The sequence below is a fragment of the Pseudoalteromonas ardens genome, from assembly GCF_030125445.1.
Classification (GTDB): domain Bacteria; phylum Pseudomonadota; class Gammaproteobacteria; order Enterobacterales; family Alteromonadaceae; genus Pseudoalteromonas; species Pseudoalteromonas ardens.
In genome coordinates, this window is the sequence record NZ_JASJUV010000007.1 from 163072 (window position 1) to 183481 (window position 20410).

The 20410-nt window shown below is 48.4% G+C and carries 15 protein-coding genes; 8 read left to right on the forward strand and 7 right to left on the reverse strand.

What is annotated here, in order from left to right:
- Positions 1-25 precede the first annotated feature (25 nt).
- A complete protein-coding gene (locus tag QNM19_RS19330) occupies positions 26-643 on the reverse strand; it encodes a response regulator transcription factor (protein WP_284027106.1) in 618 nt (205 codons plus the stop codon).
- A 137-nt stretch (positions 644-780) separates the two neighbouring features.
- Between QNM19_RS19330 and QNM19_RS19335 the strand changes: the two genes are divergently transcribed.
- Positions 781-1134 (forward strand): GFA family protein, encoded by a 354-nt coding sequence (locus QNM19_RS19335; RefSeq protein WP_284027107.1) that lies wholly within the window; start codon positions 781-783, stop codon positions 1132-1134.
- A gap of 48 nt (positions 1135-1182) precedes the next feature.
- Here QNM19_RS19335 and QNM19_RS19340 read toward each other — a convergent pair whose 3' ends face one another.
- Positions 1183-3510 (reverse strand): TonB-dependent receptor, encoded by a 2328-nt coding sequence (locus tag QNM19_RS19340; RefSeq protein ID WP_284027108.1) that lies wholly within the window; start codon positions 3508-3510, stop codon positions 1183-1185.
- A gap of 207 nt (positions 3511-3717) precedes the next feature.
- Here QNM19_RS19340 and QNM19_RS19345 point away from each other — a divergent pair, with 207 nt between their 5' ends.
- From QNM19_RS19345 to QNM19_RS19370, 6 genes are all read left to right on the forward strand, one after another.
- A complete protein-coding gene (locus QNM19_RS19345) occupies positions 3718-4359 on the forward strand; it encodes a LysE family translocator (protein ID WP_284027109.1) in 642 nt (213 codons plus the stop codon).
- Positions 4360-4768: 409 nt separating this feature from the next.
- The gene (locus QNM19_RS19350; protein WP_284027110.1) at positions 4769-8068 is read left to right on the forward strand and encodes a VPS10 domain-containing protein; all 3300 of its coding nucleotides are present in this window, start codon (positions 4769-4771) and stop codon (positions 8066-8068) included.
- Positions 8069-8291: 223 nt separating this feature from the next.
- Complete coding sequence (locus tag QNM19_RS19355) at positions 8292-8747, forward strand: GNAT family N-acetyltransferase (protein WP_284027111.1); 456 nt, start codon at positions 8292-8294, stop codon at positions 8745-8747.
- A 116-nt stretch (positions 8748-8863) separates the two neighbouring features.
- Positions 8864-9511, forward strand: coding sequence for a GNAT family N-acetyltransferase (locus QNM19_RS19360; protein ID WP_284027112.1), 648 nt, complete (start codon positions 8864-8866; stop codon positions 9509-9511).
- Between the two features lie 62 nt (positions 9512-9573).
- Positions 9574-9951: an MmcQ/YjbR family DNA-binding protein gene (locus tag QNM19_RS19365; RefSeq protein WP_284027113.1), complete on the forward strand. Its 378-nt coding sequence runs from the start codon at positions 9574-9576 to the stop codon at positions 9949-9951.
- Positions 9952-10013: 62 nt separating this feature from the next.
- The gene (locus QNM19_RS19370; RefSeq protein ID WP_049864431.1) at positions 10014-11858 is read left to right on the forward strand and encodes a winged helix-turn-helix domain-containing protein; all 1845 of its coding nucleotides are present in this window, start codon (positions 10014-10016) and stop codon (positions 11856-11858) included.
- Between the two features lie 59 nt (positions 11859-11917).
- Here QNM19_RS19370 and QNM19_RS19375 read toward each other — a convergent pair whose 3' ends face one another.
- A complete protein-coding gene (locus tag QNM19_RS19375; protein WP_284027114.1) occupies positions 11918-12661 on the reverse strand; it encodes a DUF1295 domain-containing protein in 744 nt (247 codons plus the stop codon).
- 44 nt (positions 12662-12705) lie between these two features.
- Entirely contained in the window at positions 12706-13974 is a 1269-nt protein-coding gene (locus QNM19_RS19380; RefSeq protein WP_049864432.1) for a sterol desaturase family protein, read from the reverse strand.
- Positions 13975-14359: 385 nt separating this feature from the next.
- Here QNM19_RS19380 and QNM19_RS19385 point away from each other — a divergent pair, with 385 nt between their 5' ends.
- Positions 14360-15895 carry a hypothetical protein gene (locus tag QNM19_RS19385; RefSeq protein WP_049864433.1) on the forward strand — a complete coding sequence of 512 codons (1536 nt, stop codon included), beginning with the start codon at positions 14360-14362 and terminating at the stop codon, positions 15893-15895.
- A gap of 95 nt (positions 15896-15990) precedes the next feature.
- Here the strand turns inward: QNM19_RS19385 and QNM19_RS19390 are convergent, their stop codons facing one another.
- From QNM19_RS19390 to QNM19_RS19400, 3 genes are all read right to left on the reverse strand, one after another.
- Positions 15991-16485, reverse strand: a complete 495-nt coding sequence (locus QNM19_RS19390; protein WP_157576704.1) for a hypothetical protein — start codon at positions 16483-16485, stop codon at positions 15991-15993.
- A 205-nt stretch (positions 16486-16690) separates the two neighbouring features.
- A complete protein-coding gene (locus tag QNM19_RS19395) occupies positions 16691-18349 on the reverse strand; it encodes an SUMF1/EgtB/PvdO family nonheme iron enzyme (RefSeq protein WP_284027115.1) in 1659 nt (552 codons plus the stop codon).
- A gap of 264 nt (positions 18350-18613) precedes the next feature.
- Positions 18614-20206 (reverse strand): ABC-F family ATPase, encoded by a 1593-nt coding sequence (locus QNM19_RS19400; protein WP_049864435.1) that lies wholly within the window; start codon positions 20204-20206, stop codon positions 18614-18616.
- Positions 20207-20410 lie beyond the last annotated feature (204 nt).

The following is a 20410-nucleotide window of genomic DNA, read 5'->3' on the forward strand; positions in this document are numbered from 1 at the left end:
TCACACTGATAATGTGAGTCTTGATTTATAGTGATAAGCCTTCCTTAATTGCGAAGCGCACTAACTGGACAACTTTATTGACCCCAAGCTTTTTCATAACTCGGGTACGATGTGCATCCACCGTTTTGGCCGAAATACACAGGGCTTCGCCAATCTCTTTATTGGTCTGCCCTTGAGCAATGTGGCGGATTATTTCTTTTTCTCTGAATGTGATCTCATATTCATTCTTGTTGGTGCGGTAATGATGTAGCTGTTTTTTGTTGGCGGGGCTGATGTAACCCTTACCCTGATATACGGCCTGCATAGCATCAACCAAAGTGGCAAAGGTATCGTTTTTGAGCAAGTAACCCGATGCCCCTGCCTCCAGGGCATGGTCGATGACTTTGATATCTTTATGCTCGGTAAGGAAGATCACCCGTGTTTTCAGTTCATGTGCCTGTATGCGGCGGCAGATACTCAACCCGCTTATGTCGCCTATGGTGATATCCAAAATTGCGATATCTGGTTCATGTAAGCGGATCAGAGACCATGCCTGTTCGCCTGAATCGGTATCGGCAATGATGGTGCCAATTTGCGCTTTTTGAATAAGAGCAAGCAGTCCCTGCCTGACAATATGGTGGTCATCGGCAACAATGATTTTCATACACATCCATGTTTTAACTTTATGATAGATAAGGGAATCAAAAGTTTTTTATGCTGATTGTAACACACCGAGCAATTTTCCCTTTTACTTTTTCATGTGTTTATATACAGTGTTTGTGGGTGATATAAGGAAAAGTAATGAAATATACGGGAAGTTGTCACTGTAAAGCGGTGCAATTTGAGTTTGAAAGTGAACAGATCACAGAGGCATTACAATGCAATTGTTCTGTGTGTATCAGAAAAAACGCGATTATGTCGAAGCAAAGCTTCTCATCAGAAGCGTTTTCACTGTTATCAGGTAAAGCACAGTTAAGTACTTACCATTGGGGCGATTGTGCTGTGAATCATTATTTTTGTAAGGTGTGTGGGATTTACCCATTTCATGACACGACATACGAGCCGGGCGCTTATCGAGTGAACTTAGGTTGCGTAGAGGGACTGGACCCACGTTTGCTTTCGATTAGTGAATTTGATGGCAAAAATCTGTTGTAATAAAAAGCCGCCCGATGGCGGCTTTTAAATATGGGTGTTCGTAAACGCTTAGAAATCCATCTGAAGCGTTAATGACACCTGACGAGATTTACCAAGGTACATCTGACCGTAGCTGGTGAACGGGTTACCCTGATTATCGGCATCTTTAAAGTAGGTGCTGACATATTCTTTATCAAACAGGTTTCTCACATCCAGGCGCACGGTGTAGTTATCCCAGTTGTAGCCCAGCTGCGTATTCACAATCGTATGCTGATCATTGATTGGATCTGAATTAACCGCATACTTTTCTGCTGTTAAGGAAGCGGCTGGATCCAGGTATGCCGTGCTTGAGTCGGTGTACTTTGCGTTGACATTCACATAGAGGCCATTGTCAAAGGCGTAATTGGTCGCCAGGTTCGCCGTGAGCTCAGGTGCATCTTCAAATGCACGCCCAGTCAGGTGGCCAAAGTCTGTAAATTCAGATTTTGCCAGTCCCACACCAGCGGTCACAGACCAATTGCTACTTGGGTAATAGAATACTTCAGTCTCTAACCCTTTCACTTCTGATTCTGCGGCATTGATGGTTTCTGTGTCATACGGTGATGAAGAGTAACGCTTGATTACCTGCTGATCTTGCCATTTCAGTAAGAAGGCATTGGCATTGATTACCAGTTTGCCATCCAGCCACACAGAGCGTAAAGACAGCTCATAGTTGTTGGTGTATTCCGGGTCGTAGCTGAAAATATTTGAGCGTGCGACGTTAAATCCGACACCGCCAGAGCGATAGCCTTTTTGGTAGATGAAGCTGGTCGACATATCCTGGTTAAAGTGATAAGTCGCGCCCAGTTTTGGCAACCATGCGCTGAAGTCTTCTTTGGTTGCTGGCTCTACACCAGAAGCGGCTTGTGCAAAGCCGTGCAGATAGGCGTTGATGCCACTAATAACCGGTGCAATTTGTGCCGGAACCTGAGCTGGATCTGGCATTGGGTTATTGATCTTGTAAGCATTGTTGGCACTATTGGTTTGCTCTTCAGTGTCGTAGCGCAGTCCGGCCAGCAGGTCAACTTGGTCTGTGACAGACCAGGTCAGGTCGCCATAAATTGCGGCCGTTTTGATTTTCTGCGTCAATCCATAATTGAGTTCAAGATTAATTGGGTCAATATCTGGGTAGAATGGCGCAACCGCTGCCGCTGTTTGTGCTGCCATCTCAGCAGGCAGGCCTTGTTGCATTAGCAGGCCTGTTACCGCGGTAACCAGATCGGGTGCTCTGACCGCTTGCTCCAGGGTCATCAGACGCTGACCTTGTGCTTTATCATCCACGTCAACTTGTGACGCATAAATACCAAATGCAGCCTGAATTGCATCAGATTCATAGGTCACTCTAAATTCCTGGCTGAAGGTTTCATCGATACGGTGGTCATAGTTGTCTTTTACCAGCTGGGTCGGCAGCATATCGCCATCCCAGTTGTAGCGATAGTCAGACTCGTTATAGGTTGTGACTGAGTGTAGCGACGTTGTCTCGTTGAGGTCCCAGCTTGCTTCCAGGTTATAAATATCGGTTTTGGTTTCTTCCCAGATAGGTGAATTATAATTAACCTGACGGTCAAATGGTGTGCCACCAAAGTCATACATGGCGAACTGCGCACCATAGCGGTTGTCATTGTTGGTGTAAGTAAACAGCACATCCACATCATCGTTTGGCTCAAATAACAGTTTGGCACGCAGTGTTTCGCTGTTTTCAAAATTGGCGGTGTCACCCCGGGTGATGTTGTCTATATCACCATCGGTTTGTTTGTCTTCGTAGCTGATTCTGAATGCTAGCATGTTTTCTACCAGACCCATGCCACCGGCAAAAGCATACTCTTGCTGGCCATGTTGACCCACTGTTGCTTTTAGCTTTGCACTTGGCTCATAAGTTGGGTCTTGTGAACGCATCATGATGGCACCTGCCAGCGCGTTGCGCCCTTGCAGGGTAGATTGCGGGCCACGGAACACTTCAACCTGTGCCAGATCCCAGACAGACAAACCGCCGCTTTTTACCATGCGAAATGGCAGTGGTGCACCATCCAGGTACATACTGGTTAAGAAGCTATTACCCCCACCGGAAACTGAGAATGAATCGACGCCACGAATACTGAAACCCTGGTTAAAGTCACCGGCGACATTCGGCATCATTGCAAATACATCATTGATATTTTGCAAATTATTCTGTTCCATATCTTTGCTGGTAACAACCGCAACACTGCTTGGGGTTTCCTGCAAAGTACGGTCAATCTTCTGACCTTGTACTACGATAACATCCAGTTCTTTTGCTTCATCTGCAATGGCTGAAGTTGATGCCGTAGCAGCAGAGATCAGCGCTAATCCGACAGATTTAGCCAAAATATTCAGTTTCATACGTCACGCTTCCAGAGAGTAAGAGAGTTATAAATAATTTTTCCCGGGCATAATACTGGATTATTCTAAAAATACAAATGATATCCACTATCATTTGCGTATGCGGACCTAAATAGTCTTTTTTCTTTCTCTGGCTGGTATGTAATCGATTGACGCGATGTCCCGATAAGATATAGGCTCAGTAAACACCTACAATAAGGAGCCTGTATGTTTCCGCTTGATGTTTTCCTGACCTATACCCTGGCATGCCTGCTGCTGGTGATCTCGCCCGGGCCTGATAATTTGCTGGCGATAGCACGCGGTTTGAGCCAGGGGCGGCTGGCAGCCATTGTGTCCGGGCTATCGTCAGGTGCCGGGATATTATTTCATGTTCTGGCTGCAACTTTTGGTCTGACTTTGCTGATCCAAACCTCGGAGATTGCCTTTTATGCGGTCAAGCTGGTTGGAGCGGCTTACCTTATCTGGCTGGGCGTAAAGGTGCTCAGGACCCGTCAGTTGTTTTCACTGAACGATGCGCCGGCTCAGCCATTACTGCGAATTTTTTCCACGGGCTTTCTATCTGCCGCGCTGAACCCTAAGCCGGGTATTTTTGTGCTGGCGTTTGTGCCGCAGTTTGTGAATCCTGAGTTGGGCTCAGTCACGACTCAAATGCTTGGCTATGGTATCTGGTTTGCCTTGCTGACAGCAGTGGGGTTTGCGCTGATGGGGGTTTTCTCATCTCATCTATCGGCGTGGTTACAACATAAGCCTCGTTTTGTGTTGGGCCTGAATGTGGGAGCTGGCGCGACATTTATCGCCTCTGGCCTGGCTGTGGCCCTGATGAAGCAAAAGCAGCCAGCTGGAGTGTAAAGCGCAACTCTGCTTATATCTGCATTTTTTCGGGTATGTGGTGTTTAATTATTCTGGCAGTGCCTTGAGCCACTGCTTGGAATAATTAACAGTAATTCACAAAATTGTTCACGCCAAGCGATATCGAACCTGAAAGGGGCAATAAGAATCGGGTCAGGCAGACTTTGTCCGACATAGCGATCACGCTCCCTTTAAGAGGGGCTTTTCTAGATAAATCATGCCTCTAAATGCCATTTTTTTGTATGGAACTGACCTTTAGGTTTCTCACCTCGGGCTTTTATCGCGTTTTATTTGAGCGCCAACGCACACTTATTGCACCAATCAAGGAAGTAACATACGGTTAATAAGTTTCTCAAAGTGTGATGTTGTAACACTCTGGGTAATCCAAAAATAAAAATAGGGAAAATGTATGCATCAACTAAAACTTGGCCGCACTATGCGTATTGCATTGTTCGGTGCAGCCACTGTGCTCTGTAGCTTACCTGGGCTGGCTGCCAAAGGGGACGAAGGGGTACTCTCTGCTGCCACTTTTAAAGGGTTAGAGCTGAGAAATATTGGTCCTGGCTTTATGTCAGGCCGTATCGCTGATATCGCCATTGACCCCAAAGATACCAGTGTCTGGTATGTAGGGGTTGGTTCCGGCGGAGTATGGAAAACGAATAATGCGGGTGTGACCTGGCAACCCGTTTTTGATGATCAGCCCGTTTACTCAATCGGTGCTGTGGTATTGGACCCAAAGAATAGCAATACCGTTTGGGTAGGCACGGGTGAAAACGTCGGTGGTCGCCACGTCAGCTTTGGTGATGGTATCTATGTCAGTCATGATGGTGGCGCGAACTGGACCAATATGGGGCTGAAAAACTCTGGCCATATTTCAGAGATCATTGTGCACCCAGCCGACTCAAACACAGTGTGGGTGGCTGCACAGGGTCCACTGTGGAGCAAAGGTGGTCAGCGCGGTTTGTACAAAACCACCGATGGCGGAAAAACCTGGGACAAAGTGCTGGGTGACAATGACTGGACCGGCGTGACCGATGTTGCTATTGATCCTCGTGATCCCAACGTATTGTATGCCGCGACCTGGCAGCGCCATCGTACTGTGGCGGCGTATTATGGTGGTGGTCCGGGTTCCGGGTTACATAAATCTACCGATGGGGGCAAAACCTGGCAAAAGTTGGCGCAAGGATTACCGCAAGGAGAAATGGGCAAAATCGGCCTCGAAGTCTCGCCGATAAACCCGGATGTAGTGTATGCAGCCATTGAATTGAACCGCCGCACAGGAGCCGTCTACCGTTCGGCTGATCGGGGTGTGTCCTGGGTTAAAGGGGCCGATGCCGTCGCTGGTGGCACCGGGCCACATTACTATCAGGAACTCTACGCCAGTCCTCACCATTTTGACCATATCTACCTGGCTGGTGTACGTTTGCATGAGTCCAAAGACGGTGGCAAATCTTTTAATCGGATGGAAGAAAAGGACAAGCATGGCGATAACCATGCCATGGAATTTATTGCCGGTGATAAGAACTACATGATGGTGGGTTCTGACGGTGGTTTATATGAAAGCTTCGACAGTGGCGTGCACTGGCGCTACCACGAAAACTTACCTGTCACTCAGTATTACAAGTTGGCACTGGATGACGATAAGCCGTTTTATAATATTTACGGTGGGACACAGGATAATAATACTCAGGGTGGCCCGTCTCGTACTCTAAACAGTCACGGTATTCTCAATACCGACTGGAAAGTGGTGCTGTTTGGTGATGGTCACCAACCTGCCACTGAGCCAGGTAACCCGGATATTGTGTATGCGCAGTGGCAGCAGGGCAACCTGACTCGCTACGATCGCACCACAGGTGAAGTAGTTTATATTAAGCCTCAGCCGGGTAAGGGTGAAAAGCCTGAACGCTTTAACTGGGATGCCCCCATTCTGGTCAGCCCACACAAACCGTCACGTTTATACTTTGCCTCACACAGGGTGTGGCAGTCGGAAGACCGGGGTGACAGCTGGACACCCATCTCGGGTGACCTGACTAAGAATCGAGAACGTATTCATCAGCCTATCATGGGTGGTAAGCAGGGCTGGGATGGTGCCTGGGATATGTTTGCGATGTCACAATACAGCACCATTACATCCTTGTCTGAATCTCCCCTGGTGGAAGGTTTGCTGTATGCCGGTACCGATGATGGCCATATTCAGATCACCGAAAATGGGGGCAAGTCCTGGCGCAAAGTGGATGTCAAACGATTACCTAGGGTGCCAGATACAGCATTTATCAATGACATCAAAGCGGACTTATTCGATCCTGATACTGTATATATTGCGCTGGATAACCACAAGTTCGGCGATTATAAGCCTTACTTACTAAAAAGTACCAACCGTGGTAAGTCCTGGAAGTCTATTGCCAGCAATTTACCTGACAAACACCTGGTTTGGCGTGTAGTACAAGACCATGTCGATCCGGATCTGCTGTTTGCTGGGACTGAATTTGGTTTGTTCTTTACAGTGGATGGCGGTAAGCGCTGGGTCGAGCTGACGGGTAATGTGCCCACGATTTCGTTCCGCGACTTGGCTATCCAGCGTCGTGAAAATGATCTGGTGGGGGCCAGCTTTGGACGGGGTTTCTTTGTCCTGGATGACTATCGGGCGCTGCGTAACCTGTCAGAAGACAAGCTGGAGCAGGGATCTTTGCTATTCCCAACCCGTGATGCGCTATGGTACATCGAGCGCAGCCCGCTCGGTGGAGGTGAAGTGGGCACTCAAGGTGGTAATAAATACCGTGCGCCGAATCCGGATTTTGGGGCCAATTTTACCTACTACCTGAAAGATGACATCAAGAGTCTCAAGGCACAGCGCCAGGCAACAGAAAAAGCTCTGAAAGAAGATGATAAGTCAGTGGGTGTGCCAGCATGGGATAAACTCGAAGCTGAGGTGCGTCAACAGCAGCCTGCTATCTGGTTCACTATTCGCGATGAGCAGGGCAATGTGATCCGCAAGGTACAGGGTAAAGCCAAAAAAGGCCTGCATCGGGTTAACTGGGATCTGCGCTGGCCAGCGCATCAGGCCATAGGCGTACAGGGCAATTATTTCTCGCCTAACCCTCAGGGCCCACTGGTGACACCAGGCATCTACAGCGTTAGCATGAGCAAAGAGGTCGATGGCCAGATCACCCAATTAGCGGCGCCGCAAACCTTTAAAGTGGTACAGTTGCACCAGCGTAATGCGCTAAAAGCCATTGATGGCGAAAAAGTGGCGACGTTCTGGAAAGAGCTGGCCAATGTGCAGCGCGTAGCCAGTGCCACAGGTCAGGCATTGGGTAAAGCCGTGAAGCGCCTGGATATGCTTGAACAGTCACTGGATCGCACGTCCGTGGAGCTGGGTGAGTTTGACAGCCAGTTTGCGACCATCCGCAGCCAGTTACTGGCACTGGATAGCCGCCTGAACGGTAATCCAGCTAAAAACCAGGTGGGTGCCTCGAATAATAAGGCTACAGTAGGTGACCGCCTATTCCACGCTCTGATTGGCACCAGCTTCTCGACGTATGGCCCGACCCCGGCTATTCGTACCAGCGTGGATCTGGCAACGGAAGAACTCAGAGCTATCCGCAATGAACTGCAGGCCATTCTGAGCGAGACTATTCCCGCGTTTGAGCAGCAGCTGCAAGCCAAAGGGGCACCCTGGGTCCCAGGTCAGTCATTGCCGCAGATTTAATCTGTTATCTCAGTGAACTGAAAAGGGCTCAACAGAGCCCTTTCTTTTTATCCGATGGCTGAATACTGTTGTATACATGTTTAGCTTGGGTAGGTTAATTTAATAGTCGCTAAAGTGATTGATGCAATGGTGAAACAGTCACTCAGTACAATAAATCAGAGTCTTGCGTTTTCAAATGCATGCCCAAAAACACGCTTACTGAAATTAAGGACGAGGTGCAAAGATGACCAACATTCGAGTAGCAACACGAGAAGATTTATCCGGGATTGTGAAGTTGTATAAAGAGTTACGTGGACATGACCCCCATGTGAGTGAGCAGGAACTTGAATCGACCTGGGTCGGGATATTGAATAACCCGGGCGTCAGTATTGTGGTTGCTGAGGTAGATGGGCAGCTTGCATCAACCTGTCAGTTGGGCGTTGTTCCGACACTCACCAACGGGTGCCGCCCATTTGGCATCATTGAACATGTCATTACCGCGGAGTCGTTTCGTCGTCAGGGGCTTAGTGAGCGGGTGCTCGAAAAGGCGTTGTCGTGTGCCTGGGAACAGCATTGTTATAAGGTGATGTTGTTGTCTGGGGCGACCAGGAACAGCGCGCACAAGTTGTATGAAAAGGTGGGATTTAAATCGGATGTAGAAAATGGGTTTGTTATAAAGTGCCCGGTTCAGGCAAAGTAAAAACCGACTGCGTTATTGCTATGTGAAATGGATGTGTCACTAAGTGTGTGTGATATAAATTTGTCTGCATTGTGTTCGTCTCATATGTGTTATCCGCCAAAGTTACTATTTTATTTATGAATATCTTAAATTTATGGTCCACCGGACTTGAGCAGGACAAACCCCGGGAAATGGGAGCCGTGCTGGCCGAGTACTTCAATCCTTATTTTAATAAACACTTTTCACTTAAGCTGATCAGCCCGGATGATTTGCCACGCTTTTGCCGCTGGATGAATGATCCCCGGGTTGCACATTTCTGGCAACAAGCCTGGAGTGAAGAAATGCAATGGCAATATCTGAGTGACAAATTAGCCGATACCCACACTTTGCCTTTGATAGGGTACCTTGACGAGCAGCCTTTTGCCTACCTGGAAGTATACTGGGCTGCGAAAGACAAGCTGGCACACTACTATGAAGCGACTACTTATGACCGCGGGATACATCTGTTAGTGGGTGAGCAAAGTTGCCGAGGACCAGAGAATTTCAGAGGCTGGATGACCAGTCTTAGCCATCTTATCTATCAAAGTCAGCCAAAAACTCAACGCATTGTGCTGGAACCCAGAGCTGATAACGCGCGTCTGATGACCCGCATGGCGGAGCTGGGTTATGACAAACAGTTTGAGTTTGATTTTCCCCATAAACGTGCTGCATTATTGATGGCCCATAAAGCGCATTTCTATAAGCATATATTCGCGACATATGGTGCGTGCGAGCCTGTCATTTAGTGCATTGGCATAGGTGAAGTGAAGGTGTATGGTGTGCTTATATATCTGTAAAGGAATGGAACATGGACCATACACAAGCACACGCCTACCTGCTCAATAAACCTTTTTCTTCTGTTGGGCAACCCTTTGGACCCGATGTAGATGTGTTTAAAGTGAAAGACAAAATGTTCGCCACCTTGTCACCGGGCAGATATAGCGAAGGTGAAACGCGTCATTGGTGGCTAAATCTGAAGTGTGATCCGAATGAAGCGCAGGCATTGCGGGATATTTTTGAGGCTGTGATCCCCGGTTATCATATGAATAAGCGACTTTGGAACACGGTGATCCTGGACGGCTCTGTACCTCGTGGAGAAATAGAGCGGATGATTGATAATTCGTTTCTGTTGGTGGTGCAGAAGATGACCAAAAAACAGCGAGAAGCTGTGTTGTTGCACCTTTAGTGTTTTAATCATAATTGGGTTATGCTTGTTACTGAATAGGACAATAACAATTACATAACACTATGCGCTACCAGTTCGATGACTTTGAGTTCGATAGTATTGATTTGATCTTGCTTCGTGCAGGCACCGCACTTGCTATTCGTCATAATGAAGCAAAATTACTGGCTCTGTTACTGGCAAATACCCACAGAGTACTGAGTAAAGAGGAAATTCTTGACCAGGTCTGGCAAGACAAAGTCGTCTCTGAACAGGCTGTGTTTCAGAATATCAGTCATTTACGTGCTTTATTTGGTAATGATGCCATCAAAACCTTTGCTAAGCGAGGTTACCAGTGGCAGCGCCAGGTAACAGGCGTGAACGCCGCCCCGATAACACGCCCTCTCATCACTTCGGACACTGTTCATGCGCCCATAACCGTGACACCCGCTGACACTGACGTTTCAGCACGCCACAGAGTCAGCAACTGGCTGGGGGTATCACTTATTTCCTTATTGGTGTTGCTGGCGTTTGTCTTTGTGCTGCAGCGCGATGAAGCGCAATCGGAAAGCTTTTCAATAACTTATTTGCCATTTGAAGGCGCAGAACCTGAACTGTGGCAACTACAAGACACCACACAGCTGAATTTTACGTCCCTGACTACGCTTTCTGCGGCGAATTTCAGAACATCGCAGGAATTGGTGTATCCTGAGGTGGCAGTGCAGCATCCGGTGATCCTCACAGCCAGTGTGCGTCAGGTTGATGCCCTTTGGTATCTGACTTTCTGGCTCAAAGGCCCGGCAGGTCAGTGGCAGGGAGTGCTGCATGGTGCAACCTCACAAGCCGTGCAGCAGAAGCTCTATCAGCATCTCAGTCAGCCGGTCGTTGCATCTTTGTTGCAGCATGCCCACTCACCTGACCTTAAGCTGGCCATGCTGACGCAGGCTCATCAGCGGACACCTGAAGATCTGATCCTACTGGGGGCATTGGTCAATGCGTATCTGGATGTACACGAATTAGAGAAGGCGATGGCGATGGCTGAAAAACTGGCCGTGCTGGCCAAAGCGCAGGCTAACACTCAGCAAGAGGGGCGTGCTCTGGCATATCAGGGGGAGATTTTGTTACGCAAAAACCTGGTCGACCTCAGTCTGATAAGACTAGATATGGCATTGCAGGCGCTGGAGGTTAGTCAGGATCTGAGAGCTCAGTCAGACGTCTGGCACAGCCGTTCCTGGTTGCATCATTTGCAGCGAGATTATGGGCAGGTTAAAGCGAGCTTGCTGCATTCCGCACAGCTGGCCCGACAGACACAGGACATTGCCAGAGAGTTAGATGCGCTGACTTACTTGTCGATAATGGCGAGTAAAAATCAGCAGGATGATGACAAGTATCATTATTTAAGACTGGCAGAGGAGAAAATGCGGGACTATGAGCTGCCGGTTTACCACTTTGCTAAAGTGCCTTTCCACTATGCTATTTTTGCAGACAAACCAGCTGACAAAGAACCACACTATCGGCGCGTGCTGGAATATACGGCACTTACACCGAATCATTGGGTGGCTCAGTCCAGCCGTAAATCGCTGGTTCGTTATTATTTGCGTGAAGCGCGTTTTGAGGAGGCCGAATCACTGATCACCAGTGTGCGTCAGGATAATGCAGAAAATGCTTACTTGTCAGTCATGTACGCGGCAGCCGTGCAAACTCAGGCTGAACTTTTGCCCCTGGCGTTGCGTGCCTTTGAGCTGGCTCAGTTGTCAGGAGAGCGCCGAATTGGTCTCGACGTGGCGTTGCTGTTATGTCAGATGCCAGTTGAGTCAGGCGTGAATAGCGACTTCTATGCACAGTATATCAGTGAGCATGCAACGTCAGATTGGCGAATGCAGAATGAAGCACAGTTGCTGGCACTCAATTTGATGGCTGCGGGTAGATAGGTAGGGTATGACACGTCAGACTCAGAGGCGATGAGGGCCGCTGAGCCTGACAGACAAGGTTAGTAGACGAAGGGGATCAGCTTTTTGGTTTTGGCTGCGTATTGGTCGAACTTCTCTCCATAACGCTCAGACAAGTAGCCATCGAGTGCCGGAATATGGAAACTGATAAACGAATACGCCATAAAGAAGGGCAGCAACAGCGTCCAGTAGTTATAACTCAGTAAGCACCAGCCCGTGAACAGCACGACATCCCCAAAGTAGTTGATGTGCATTGAATGTTTAAACAGACCTTCTGTATAGCACTGGCCTTTGTTTGCCGGGTCTTGTTTCCACCACTTTCGTTGGATCTCAGATCCACTGTTCAGATACGAGCCAACGATTAGCAGAACCAGCGCTACTATGTCCAGAGTACCAAAAGGGATCACCTCGTTTCTGAATGCGCCACCGCCGACCAGTAACAGGCCTATTTCGAAAAAAGCCATAAAGCACAGCAAACCCAAAGCTTCTCCCCAGTCAATTCTGCGTTGTAGCAGGTAAAGCACTGTAATGGCATGGCGTAGCCAGTAGACAAACACACAGGCCAGCATAAGCAGTGCCCTGTCGTTATCAACCAGCGTCCATTGTTGGCCAAACAGTTGGCCAATCAGGGTCCAGCCGTCAGCTACTGCCAGCCAGGCGCAGAAAAGCACTAAGCCAAAGTGCAGGCCGACAAAGGTCCACCTTTGCGCTATGGTGCGGCCATGCTCGCGATTGACGCCTCCACCGGCACTTTGACTGTCCGAGTTCTGATTTATTGTTTCCATATTTTTTCCTTCAATCATATTAACTTAGCTTTAGTCGATATCATCTACTGGAGCTCTGCGCTGAGTTCCACTGGCGCAGTTGGACGGGTGCGATAGATGACGTAGTTACACAGAGATATCAGTGCCAGCGTGGCAGTCCCTAAGGTGATCCAGGCCGCTTGATCGGTCTCGATGGCCCAGTACAAAATGAGGCCATATAACACTTGCGTGACGGCCTCCATAGGCAGGCCTAGCTTGGCGCCATCGAACACTAAGCCGTTAAAGTGACAGAGCCAGAAAAACAGCAGGGACAGGCTCACTAAAGGCAATGTGGGGAGCTCGCCAAAATAACTCATCAGATAGGTAAACAGCACCACAATACTGCTAAAGCGTACGAAAGCAGTCCACTTGGTGCGTTTACAGATGTAAGGGTCTTTTGGCTTAAAGTCTTTGGACTTTACTTTGGCGGTGAGCGAGTAGAAATCGGCTTTATTGGCGTTTTTAGGGAGCCAGGCTGGTGGCGCAAAAATAGAGCAAAGCACCTCAAACACCGAGCGTGAGCATTTAATTTTTTGCCAGATGGTTTTGAGGTAATAGGAGTTGATCACCAGTGGACTAAAGCTGGGGTAAGATTCGCGCACGCCGTATACCACCGGGTCACTCTCTAACTCTCGCTGATAGGTGCCAAACAAACGATCCCAGATGATTAAGATACCCCCATAGTTCTTGTCTATATATTGACGGTTACGCGCATGATGAACGCGGTGCAAAGAGGGGGTATTAAAAATTTTGTCTGCGCGAGGGGTTTTTTTCAGGTACTTGGTGTGAATACAAAATGCCCAGATAATTTGGGTATAGCTGGCGGCCAGGAATACTTCCAGTGAAATACCCATAAATGCCATGGGGATAAAGGTCATCCACATGGTCAGCTCAGTGAAATAGCTGATCCGGATGGATACCCCAAAATTAAAATTCTCCGCCGTATGGTGTACCAGATGGTCGGCCCAGAATAGCCCGATCATATGATGAAAGCGGTGGTTCCAGTAATACAAAAAGTCATAAACCAGGAATGCGAGTAAATAAATTAGTGGGTTGCTCTGATCCAGGTCGACCAGTCTGTACTCGTTGTAGACCAGGGTGTACAGAGCAACCACGGCGAGTAAAAAGATAAACGACAAGCCCAGATTGCCCAGTGCAATGGTGGCATTGGTCAGGGTGTCATTAAGGCGATAGTTTTTTTGTTTTCGCAAAAAATTGATGGTTGCCAGAATAAATAGCGGGCCCAGATAAAAGGGCAGGGTATACATTACTTCTTCGGTAAAGTTGAGATCCATGTTAATCCCTTAGTGTGTTGTCTTCATTAGTTGAGGGCAGCAGCCAACAGGTCTGCTGCCTTTTTAAGCTGCGTATGTCACAAGCATCGACATATGGAATAAAATAATTTTGTAAATTTATATTAACATTGATTTATCCTTAATTTCACTAACTTTATTTGCTGCTCCTTGTCATTTCACCTATCCCCTTTGAATACAAGGGATGCAGAAGCATACCTAATAGATTTTGCGGTTAACATTGTGTTTTTTAAATGTGAATAGAAAATGGATCTGGAATAAAGAACCCATGCTATTTTTTAATCAGGAATAAAAATGGAGTATTTGCTCAATGTTTTTCAGTGCGGGCCGATAAGGTGTGCGGGATATAAAAAAGGAAATGAAAACAATGACTAAATATGTATTACCCCTGCTTGGTTTGATGGTGTCTGCCGCAGCGGTTCAGGCTTCAGACACTACAACCCTTGTCAGTCAGAACTTTGATGATGGCTATGTCGGTCTGTTTGTGGCAGACGGCGCATTGAGCCAGTTTGAAGCAACTTCACTGTTACCCATCAGCGGCGCAAAGAGTCTGGCGATGACCAGCGAAGGCCACTATCGGGTTGGTACTGAGGCGCTGATCATGCGAACGCTGCCGCAGGTGAGTCGGTTGAGTGCATCGTTTGATATTGCGATGCCACTATCCGATAGCGCAAGCCGCAGCCCTTACACCATTGCGCAGTGTGTGTTTGAGATAGAATATGCCGATGGTAATGTGTATGAGTCTTATGTTTCACGTAATGATGAAGTACCCACCTATCAGGACAGTATTTATTCCCATGACTGCCAGGTGACCTTGCCAGCGGGCAAAGCCATTCACAAAGTTACCTGGTTTCTTGACAGCTACGCTTTACCCAATGAAACCGTCTACCTGGATAATCTAGAAATAACACTCGAAGAGGGCAGCCATCAAAGCAATGCAGAAGTGGATCTGTTCTCGCAAGGACAAGACTTCTCGGGGCTCACCGAGGCACAGGTTGACGCCTTTTTTAGTGATGCTCCTACTTTGACGCATGCTAATGGGGTGGCAAGTTTGCGTTTAAACCAGACAGCATCCGGTAGTTACGGTACGCGCTTTCACCTTGCTGCGCCTGACTTCTCTCATACTCACCCGGAGTATATGATCTATCAGGCTAGCATTACTAATTCAGGTTCGCAGCCGGTAAATGCGCAGCTTTACGGCAGTGCCAGTTATCAAAAGCAGTTTCGCGACGTCGATCACAGTGCTGCCTTTGCGCCCAGTTATTACATCGCACCAAATAGTACTGCTGTGGTACCGATTGTTGTTGACCTGGGTAGTGATGGCCTGACCACAGATATTACTTCTACTGAGCTGCGTATTACCGCGGACGGGGCGGTGTCCTTAAATAGTTTGACACTGCTTTTGGGTACCAGCTTGCCGGATGGTCTGGTGACGATCTCGACGTCGGGGTTTGAAACGGATACGGGTGGATTTACAACCCGTTCGCCGCAAGACGTTTCTCTGATCAATCAGGCTCTACAGGTCATCAGTGGTGAGCAAAGTCTGGGGTTTGAGATGAGTCCGTGGCGCCAGGCTGGCTTTACACACTACTTTGGCTGGGGCGCTGAATTCTATGCAGATAAAGTCTATACCCAGTTGGCTGTACAGCTGATGGAAGCGCAAAAAGACACGGCCGTCAGAGTGTGTACAGATGTCTATTACAGGACCGGTGCACATGACAGCCATTGTGCAGAGCGTATGCTGGGGGTGGGCAGTTTTCAACTGAATGAGGTTTACCCGGTCGACTCTTCGCGACCGTTATCTCGCATGATTGTTCGGGTTCGTAGCTATGGCAGCGTCAGTATTAAAGGGGAAATGGATAATTTCGTACTGGGATACTGGCCCGCAATTCCACCGCAGTAATCGTGGCTCATGTAAACGGGCACAGGTAAGTGTGTGCCCTTTTACCTACAGCATGGTTATCACAACGCCCTGCTGAGCGCGAGCCTGGTTACCCTTCACTGAATTTTATGGTAGATACCATAAAACAGCGTTTCCCAGGACTTGCCCTCATTGCCTGAGGACTGCCAGTGCTGGTGTACCGTGTTATTCTTTTTGGGTTGCCAGGTGATCCGGTGTAAAACAGGCTTGCCTTCACTGTCCAGCCCCGGGCCTTGCAACACCATGCCGTGGTTGTAGCGGTTGCCATTGAGTTGCAGCAGCAAACCGGCATTGTCGGTCCAGCTTTGATGCCAGTGTTGTTGCTGTTTATCGAAAATATTCAAACTCTTACCTTTATACCCGGAGACTGCCTGATATTCCTCTAAAATGACACAGCCGTTAAGTATTTTGGTGATTTTACTGTTGCCTGCAAACTGTCCCTTTGACATGACCCGCCATTCACCTATCCAGAAATCAAAAGCATGATACTGGGGGCTGTCACAGAGCGAGCGCGCACCTAAGCCCGATGAACAGAGAAAGACGGTGAGTAAGAGGCAATATTTGATTAGCATATTAAGTCATATTCCATAAAGTCTGCTGGTTAATCAAAGTAAGAAACGCTTTTTCAGACCTATGTTAAAAAGTAGCGTTTATTTCAATGAATGGGCAACCTTGTGGGAGCGTTTTCGTTGTGTTGTTGCAATTTGTGGATGAATACTGGCTTTAACAGAATAGGTTACAAGCGCAGGGGAAAGTTCGTTTCCCCTGCTTTGATGATTAGTCGCGTTTCAGCGCTAGCCAGTTGAGTTTCCAGTTGGTGTCGTGGGACTGAAGTTTCAGGGTATGTTCGCCTGCACTCAGGTAAACACGCTCTCCTTGTTGTGTTTGCCAGTCATGATAGCCACCGGTGCCACTGACCGTGTGTTTTGAAACCGTTTCCCCGTTGATTTTGACTGAAAAGCCTTTACCATCGCGTGGCCCGGCAATTCGATAACTCAGTCGATAGTGACCACTCTGACTGACAGTGATCTGGTAATCAATCTCTGCATCTTCAGCAATGCCACCGCCACCGGTCAGGTTTAATCTTCCTTCCGTGTCTGAGGTTCTGGCGGTATTCGCGCCAGTGACGGTGTGTGCATATTCAGCTTCGATGCGGCCCGGTACTACAAGCGCTGTACCGCGGGTTTTGACCAGGTTACTGTAGTTACTTTGCAGGTTGCGGCGTACGGCTACTACGGTATATTCGTAGACATTGGGCGAGGCATTGGCGTCGATAAATTGCGTGTCGAAGACGTTGTCAGCAATCAATTCAAACATAGAGCCAGCGCTGTAATTGCGGTAAATCCGGTAGCCAAAAATATCAGCCTCTTTGCTGCTATCCCAGCTGAGCACCGTTGTACCATCGGTTTGGGAAAGCCTCAGGTTAGTGACAGGCTGGGGATAAGCAAACTGCTGATCCCGACGTTTTTGTTCCTGCTGTTGCGCAAAGGCGAGCTGTTGCTCGAACTGACGAGTTGTTTTGCCGGGCTTGGGGGCCTGGCCATCCAGTGCAATGCGAAAGCCCTCGGCGGCGCCTGCAAAGTCTTCAGGCATCCCGCCGCGTTGTGTCACAGGCCAGATATTCCAGTGCCAGCTGCTGCCGCGCGTTGCGCGCGTTTCACATTGCTCTGACAGGAATGTGCGACCATCAGAGTAGGCATTATTGTAGTTGTCTAGATAACAGTCACCCATAAACTCTGCAACATTGCTCAGCATATCATGCAGACCATAAGGGTTTGGTTTGTACATGCCGACGACGCTGGCATAGGTCGCATGATCAACACAATCGGCAAAGCCATCAACGAAGTTGACATAAGAGCTGTTAGTGGTGCGTTGTAGCTCATCTTCGCCACTCAGATCGGCGGTATTCTCATACTGACAGACAGAAGGGTGTTTCGGGTCATTGCCAAAATAAAACCGGCTTGTGGCAGCGCCGCGTGCCGCATATTCCCATTCTGCTTCACTGGGCAAACGGTAGGGTTTCCCGGTCGTTTTTGCCAGCCAGTCAACATAGGCTTTTGCACCTGCCCAGCTTACGCAGATAGCAGGCTGAAACTCATTATGAGTCAGGCTGTTATTATCCCAGCTGCCGGGCGTGTTGCCGATGAACCAGTTGTCCAGCTGGTGATAGCACGCCTGCGGAGCTTCAAAGCCGGTGGCCTCTACAAAGCGTCGATACTCTCTGACGGTGACCTCGTACTTCCCCAAGCTGAACTCGGGCAGAGTAACAGTACGCACGGGTTGAGTGTTTTCGCTTTCTGTACTGCCCATGGCAAAGCTGCCCGCCGGGACAGTCACCATGATGGGTTCAATGGGCGGAAGGGGTTTGCCGGCTAGTGCGGGTGTACTGATCAATAGCAGTAAGCTGGTGGAATAGGGAAGAGTCGCTTTCATCATTATTTTTCCTGTAAAAAAGACGGCTTCACCTTGCCTAACCTGAACGGGAGAAATCCTAGCGAATTTTTACAAAGTGAGGAAAATAGAAATATTCTAGAACGATTTGGCGGTAAGGCTAATCTCAAAGTTCTGATTTTTATACTTATTTCTATTTAATACACATGGCAAAAACGAAATGGAAAGTGGGGTGGAAATGGCAGGAGTGCAACTGAAAAGTGATTTGTGTGGGGAGTCTGGCCGCAGGGCGCGGCCAGAAAATCGCCTTTATTGCTCAGCGGCCTGCTTAGCCAGGTATTCGTCGTATGTACCCTGGAAGTCAATGATCTGACCGTCTTTGATCTCCCAGATACGAGTTGCCAAAGAGGAAACGAACTGGCGGTCGTGTGATACGAAGAACAAGGTTCCTTCGTATTGCTCCAGTGCCATATTCAGTGATTCGATAGATTCCATGTCCATGTGGTTAGTTGGTTCATCCATCAGCAGAATGTTTGGCTTGTGCATCATCAGTTTGCCAAATAACATTCGGCCCTGCTCACCCCCGGAAATCACTTTCACTGACTTCTTGATGTCGTTCTGCGAGAACAGCATACGGCCGAGGAAACCGCGAACCACCTGCTCGTCGTCACCTTCCTGCTGCCATTGCTCCATCCACTGAAACAGGTCCAGATCTTTTTCGAATTCGTCCGCGTGATCCTGAGCATAGTACCCAATGTTGGCATTCTCCGACCATTTATACTCACCCGACTTAGGCGCCATACGGCCAGCCAGGGTATTGAGCAGGGTGGTTTTACCCACGCCGTTTTCACCAATGATCGCGACTTTTTCGCCCACTTCAACTAAGCCATTGAGACCACTAAACAGCACATCTTCAAAGCCTTGTGACAGGGTTTCCAGCTCCAGTGCATTACGGAACAGCTGTTTGGACTGTTCGAAGCGAATAAACGGATTCTGACGACTTGAGGCTTTCACTTCTTCCAGCTGGATCTTATCAATCTGTTTGGCACGAGACGTGGCCTGCTTTGCTTTTGAAGCGTTTGCCGAGAAGCGTGATACAAACTGTTGAAGTTCAGTGATCTGGGCTTTTTTCTTAGCGTTGTCAGCCAGCAGACGCTCCCGCGCCTGAGTGGCCGCAAGCATGTACTCGTCGTAGTTACCCGGGTAAATACGTAGCTCGCCGTAGTCGATATCGGCCATGTGTGTACACACCGAATTCAGGAAGTGGCGGTCGTGCGAGATGATGATCATGGTGCAGTCGCGCTGGTTCAGCACATCTTCCAGCCACTTGATGGTATAAATGTCGAGGTTGTTGGTTGGTTCGTCAAGCAGCATGATGTCCGGCTCGGCAAACAGTACTTGTGCCAGCAGCACTCGCAGCTTCCAGCCCGGTGCTACTTCTGACATAGGTCCGTAATGTTGCTCAGTCGGAATACCAACGCCTAACAGTAGCTCACCCGCTTTGGCTTCAGCCGCATACCCATCCATTTCAGCAAACTGAGTTTCCAGATCGGCCACTTTCATGCCGTCTTCTTCACTCATCTCTGGTAGTGAGTAGATGCGGTCGCGTTCCTGTTTTATTTCCCACAGCTCTTTATGACCCATGATAACGGTATCGACTACCGAGAATTCCTCGTAGGCAAACTGATCCTGGTTCAGCTTGGCAATGCGCTCATTAGGATCATAGGACACGTTACCTGCGCTGGCTTCAAGCTCTTTGCTGAGGATCTTCATAAAAGTTGATTTACCACAGCCATTGGCGCCGATCAGACCATAGCGGTTACCGTCGCCAAATTTGACCGAGATATTTTCAAACAGCGGCTTAGCGCCAAACTGCATGGTGATGTTGTTACAAGACAGCATAAGGGGTGCTCATTAGATTCAATTGCCGCGATTTTAGCATTAAATCGCGTTTGAGGGGGAAGGATATTGAAGCTTTAAACTTTGCTGCATGGGCACTGCAAACTAGGTTCGGTGAGAAGAAAAAGTCACACTGCGGGATGATTAATATACAAGTTCTTTCAACAACTTATGTTTAAGTCATAATCTGGTACTTTTTTATTGAAG

Coding starts and splice junctions, on each gene's coding strand:
- QNM19_RS19395 (WP_284027115.1), bottom strand. CDS start 18,349: ATGATGAAAGCGACTCTTCCCTATTCCACCAGCTTACTGCTATTGATC.
- QNM19_RS19330 (WP_284027106.1), bottom strand. CDS start 643: ATGAAAATCATTGTTGCCGATGACCACCATATTGTCAGGCAGGGACTG.
- QNM19_RS19390 (WP_157576704.1), bottom strand. CDS start 16,485: ATGCTAATCAAATATTGCCTCTTACTCACCGTCTTTCTCTGTTCATCG.
- QNM19_RS19335 (WP_284027107.1), top strand. CDS start 781: ATGAAATATACGGGAAGTTGTCACTGTAAAGCGGTGCAATTTGAGTTT.
- QNM19_RS19370 (WP_049864431.1), top strand. CDS start 10,014: ATGCGCTACCAGTTCGATGACTTTGAGTTCGATAGTATTGATTTGATC.
- QNM19_RS19350 (WP_284027110.1), top strand. CDS start 4,769: ATGCATCAACTAAAACTTGGCCGCACTATGCGTATTGCATTGTTCGGT.
- QNM19_RS19360 (WP_284027112.1), top strand. CDS start 8,864: ATGAATATCTTAAATTTATGGTCCACCGGACTTGAGCAGGACAAACCC.
- QNM19_RS19380 (WP_049864432.1), bottom strand. CDS start 13,974: ATGGATCTCAACTTTACCGAAGAAGTAATGTATACCCTGCCCTTTTAT.
- QNM19_RS19355 (WP_284027111.1), top strand. CDS start 8,292: ATGACCAACATTCGAGTAGCAACACGAGAAGATTTATCCGGGATTGTG.
- QNM19_RS19375 (WP_284027114.1), bottom strand. CDS start 12,661: ATGGAAACAATAAATCAGAACTCGGACAGTCAAAGTGCCGGTGGAGGC.
- QNM19_RS19400 (WP_049864435.1), bottom strand. CDS start 20,206: ATGCTGTCTTGTAACAACATCACCATGCAGTTTGGCGCTAAGCCGCTG.
- QNM19_RS19345 (WP_284027109.1), top strand. CDS start 3,718: ATGTTTCCGCTTGATGTTTTCCTGACCTATACCCTGGCATGCCTGCTG.
- QNM19_RS19385 (WP_049864433.1), top strand. CDS start 14,360: ATGACTAAATATGTATTACCCCTGCTTGGTTTGATGGTGTCTGCCGCA.
- QNM19_RS19340 (WP_284027108.1), bottom strand. CDS start 3,510: ATGAAACTGAATATTTTGGCTAAATCTGTCGGATTAGCGCTGATCTCT.
- QNM19_RS19365 (WP_284027113.1), top strand. CDS start 9,574: ATGGACCATACACAAGCACACGCCTACCTGCTCAATAAACCTTTTTCT.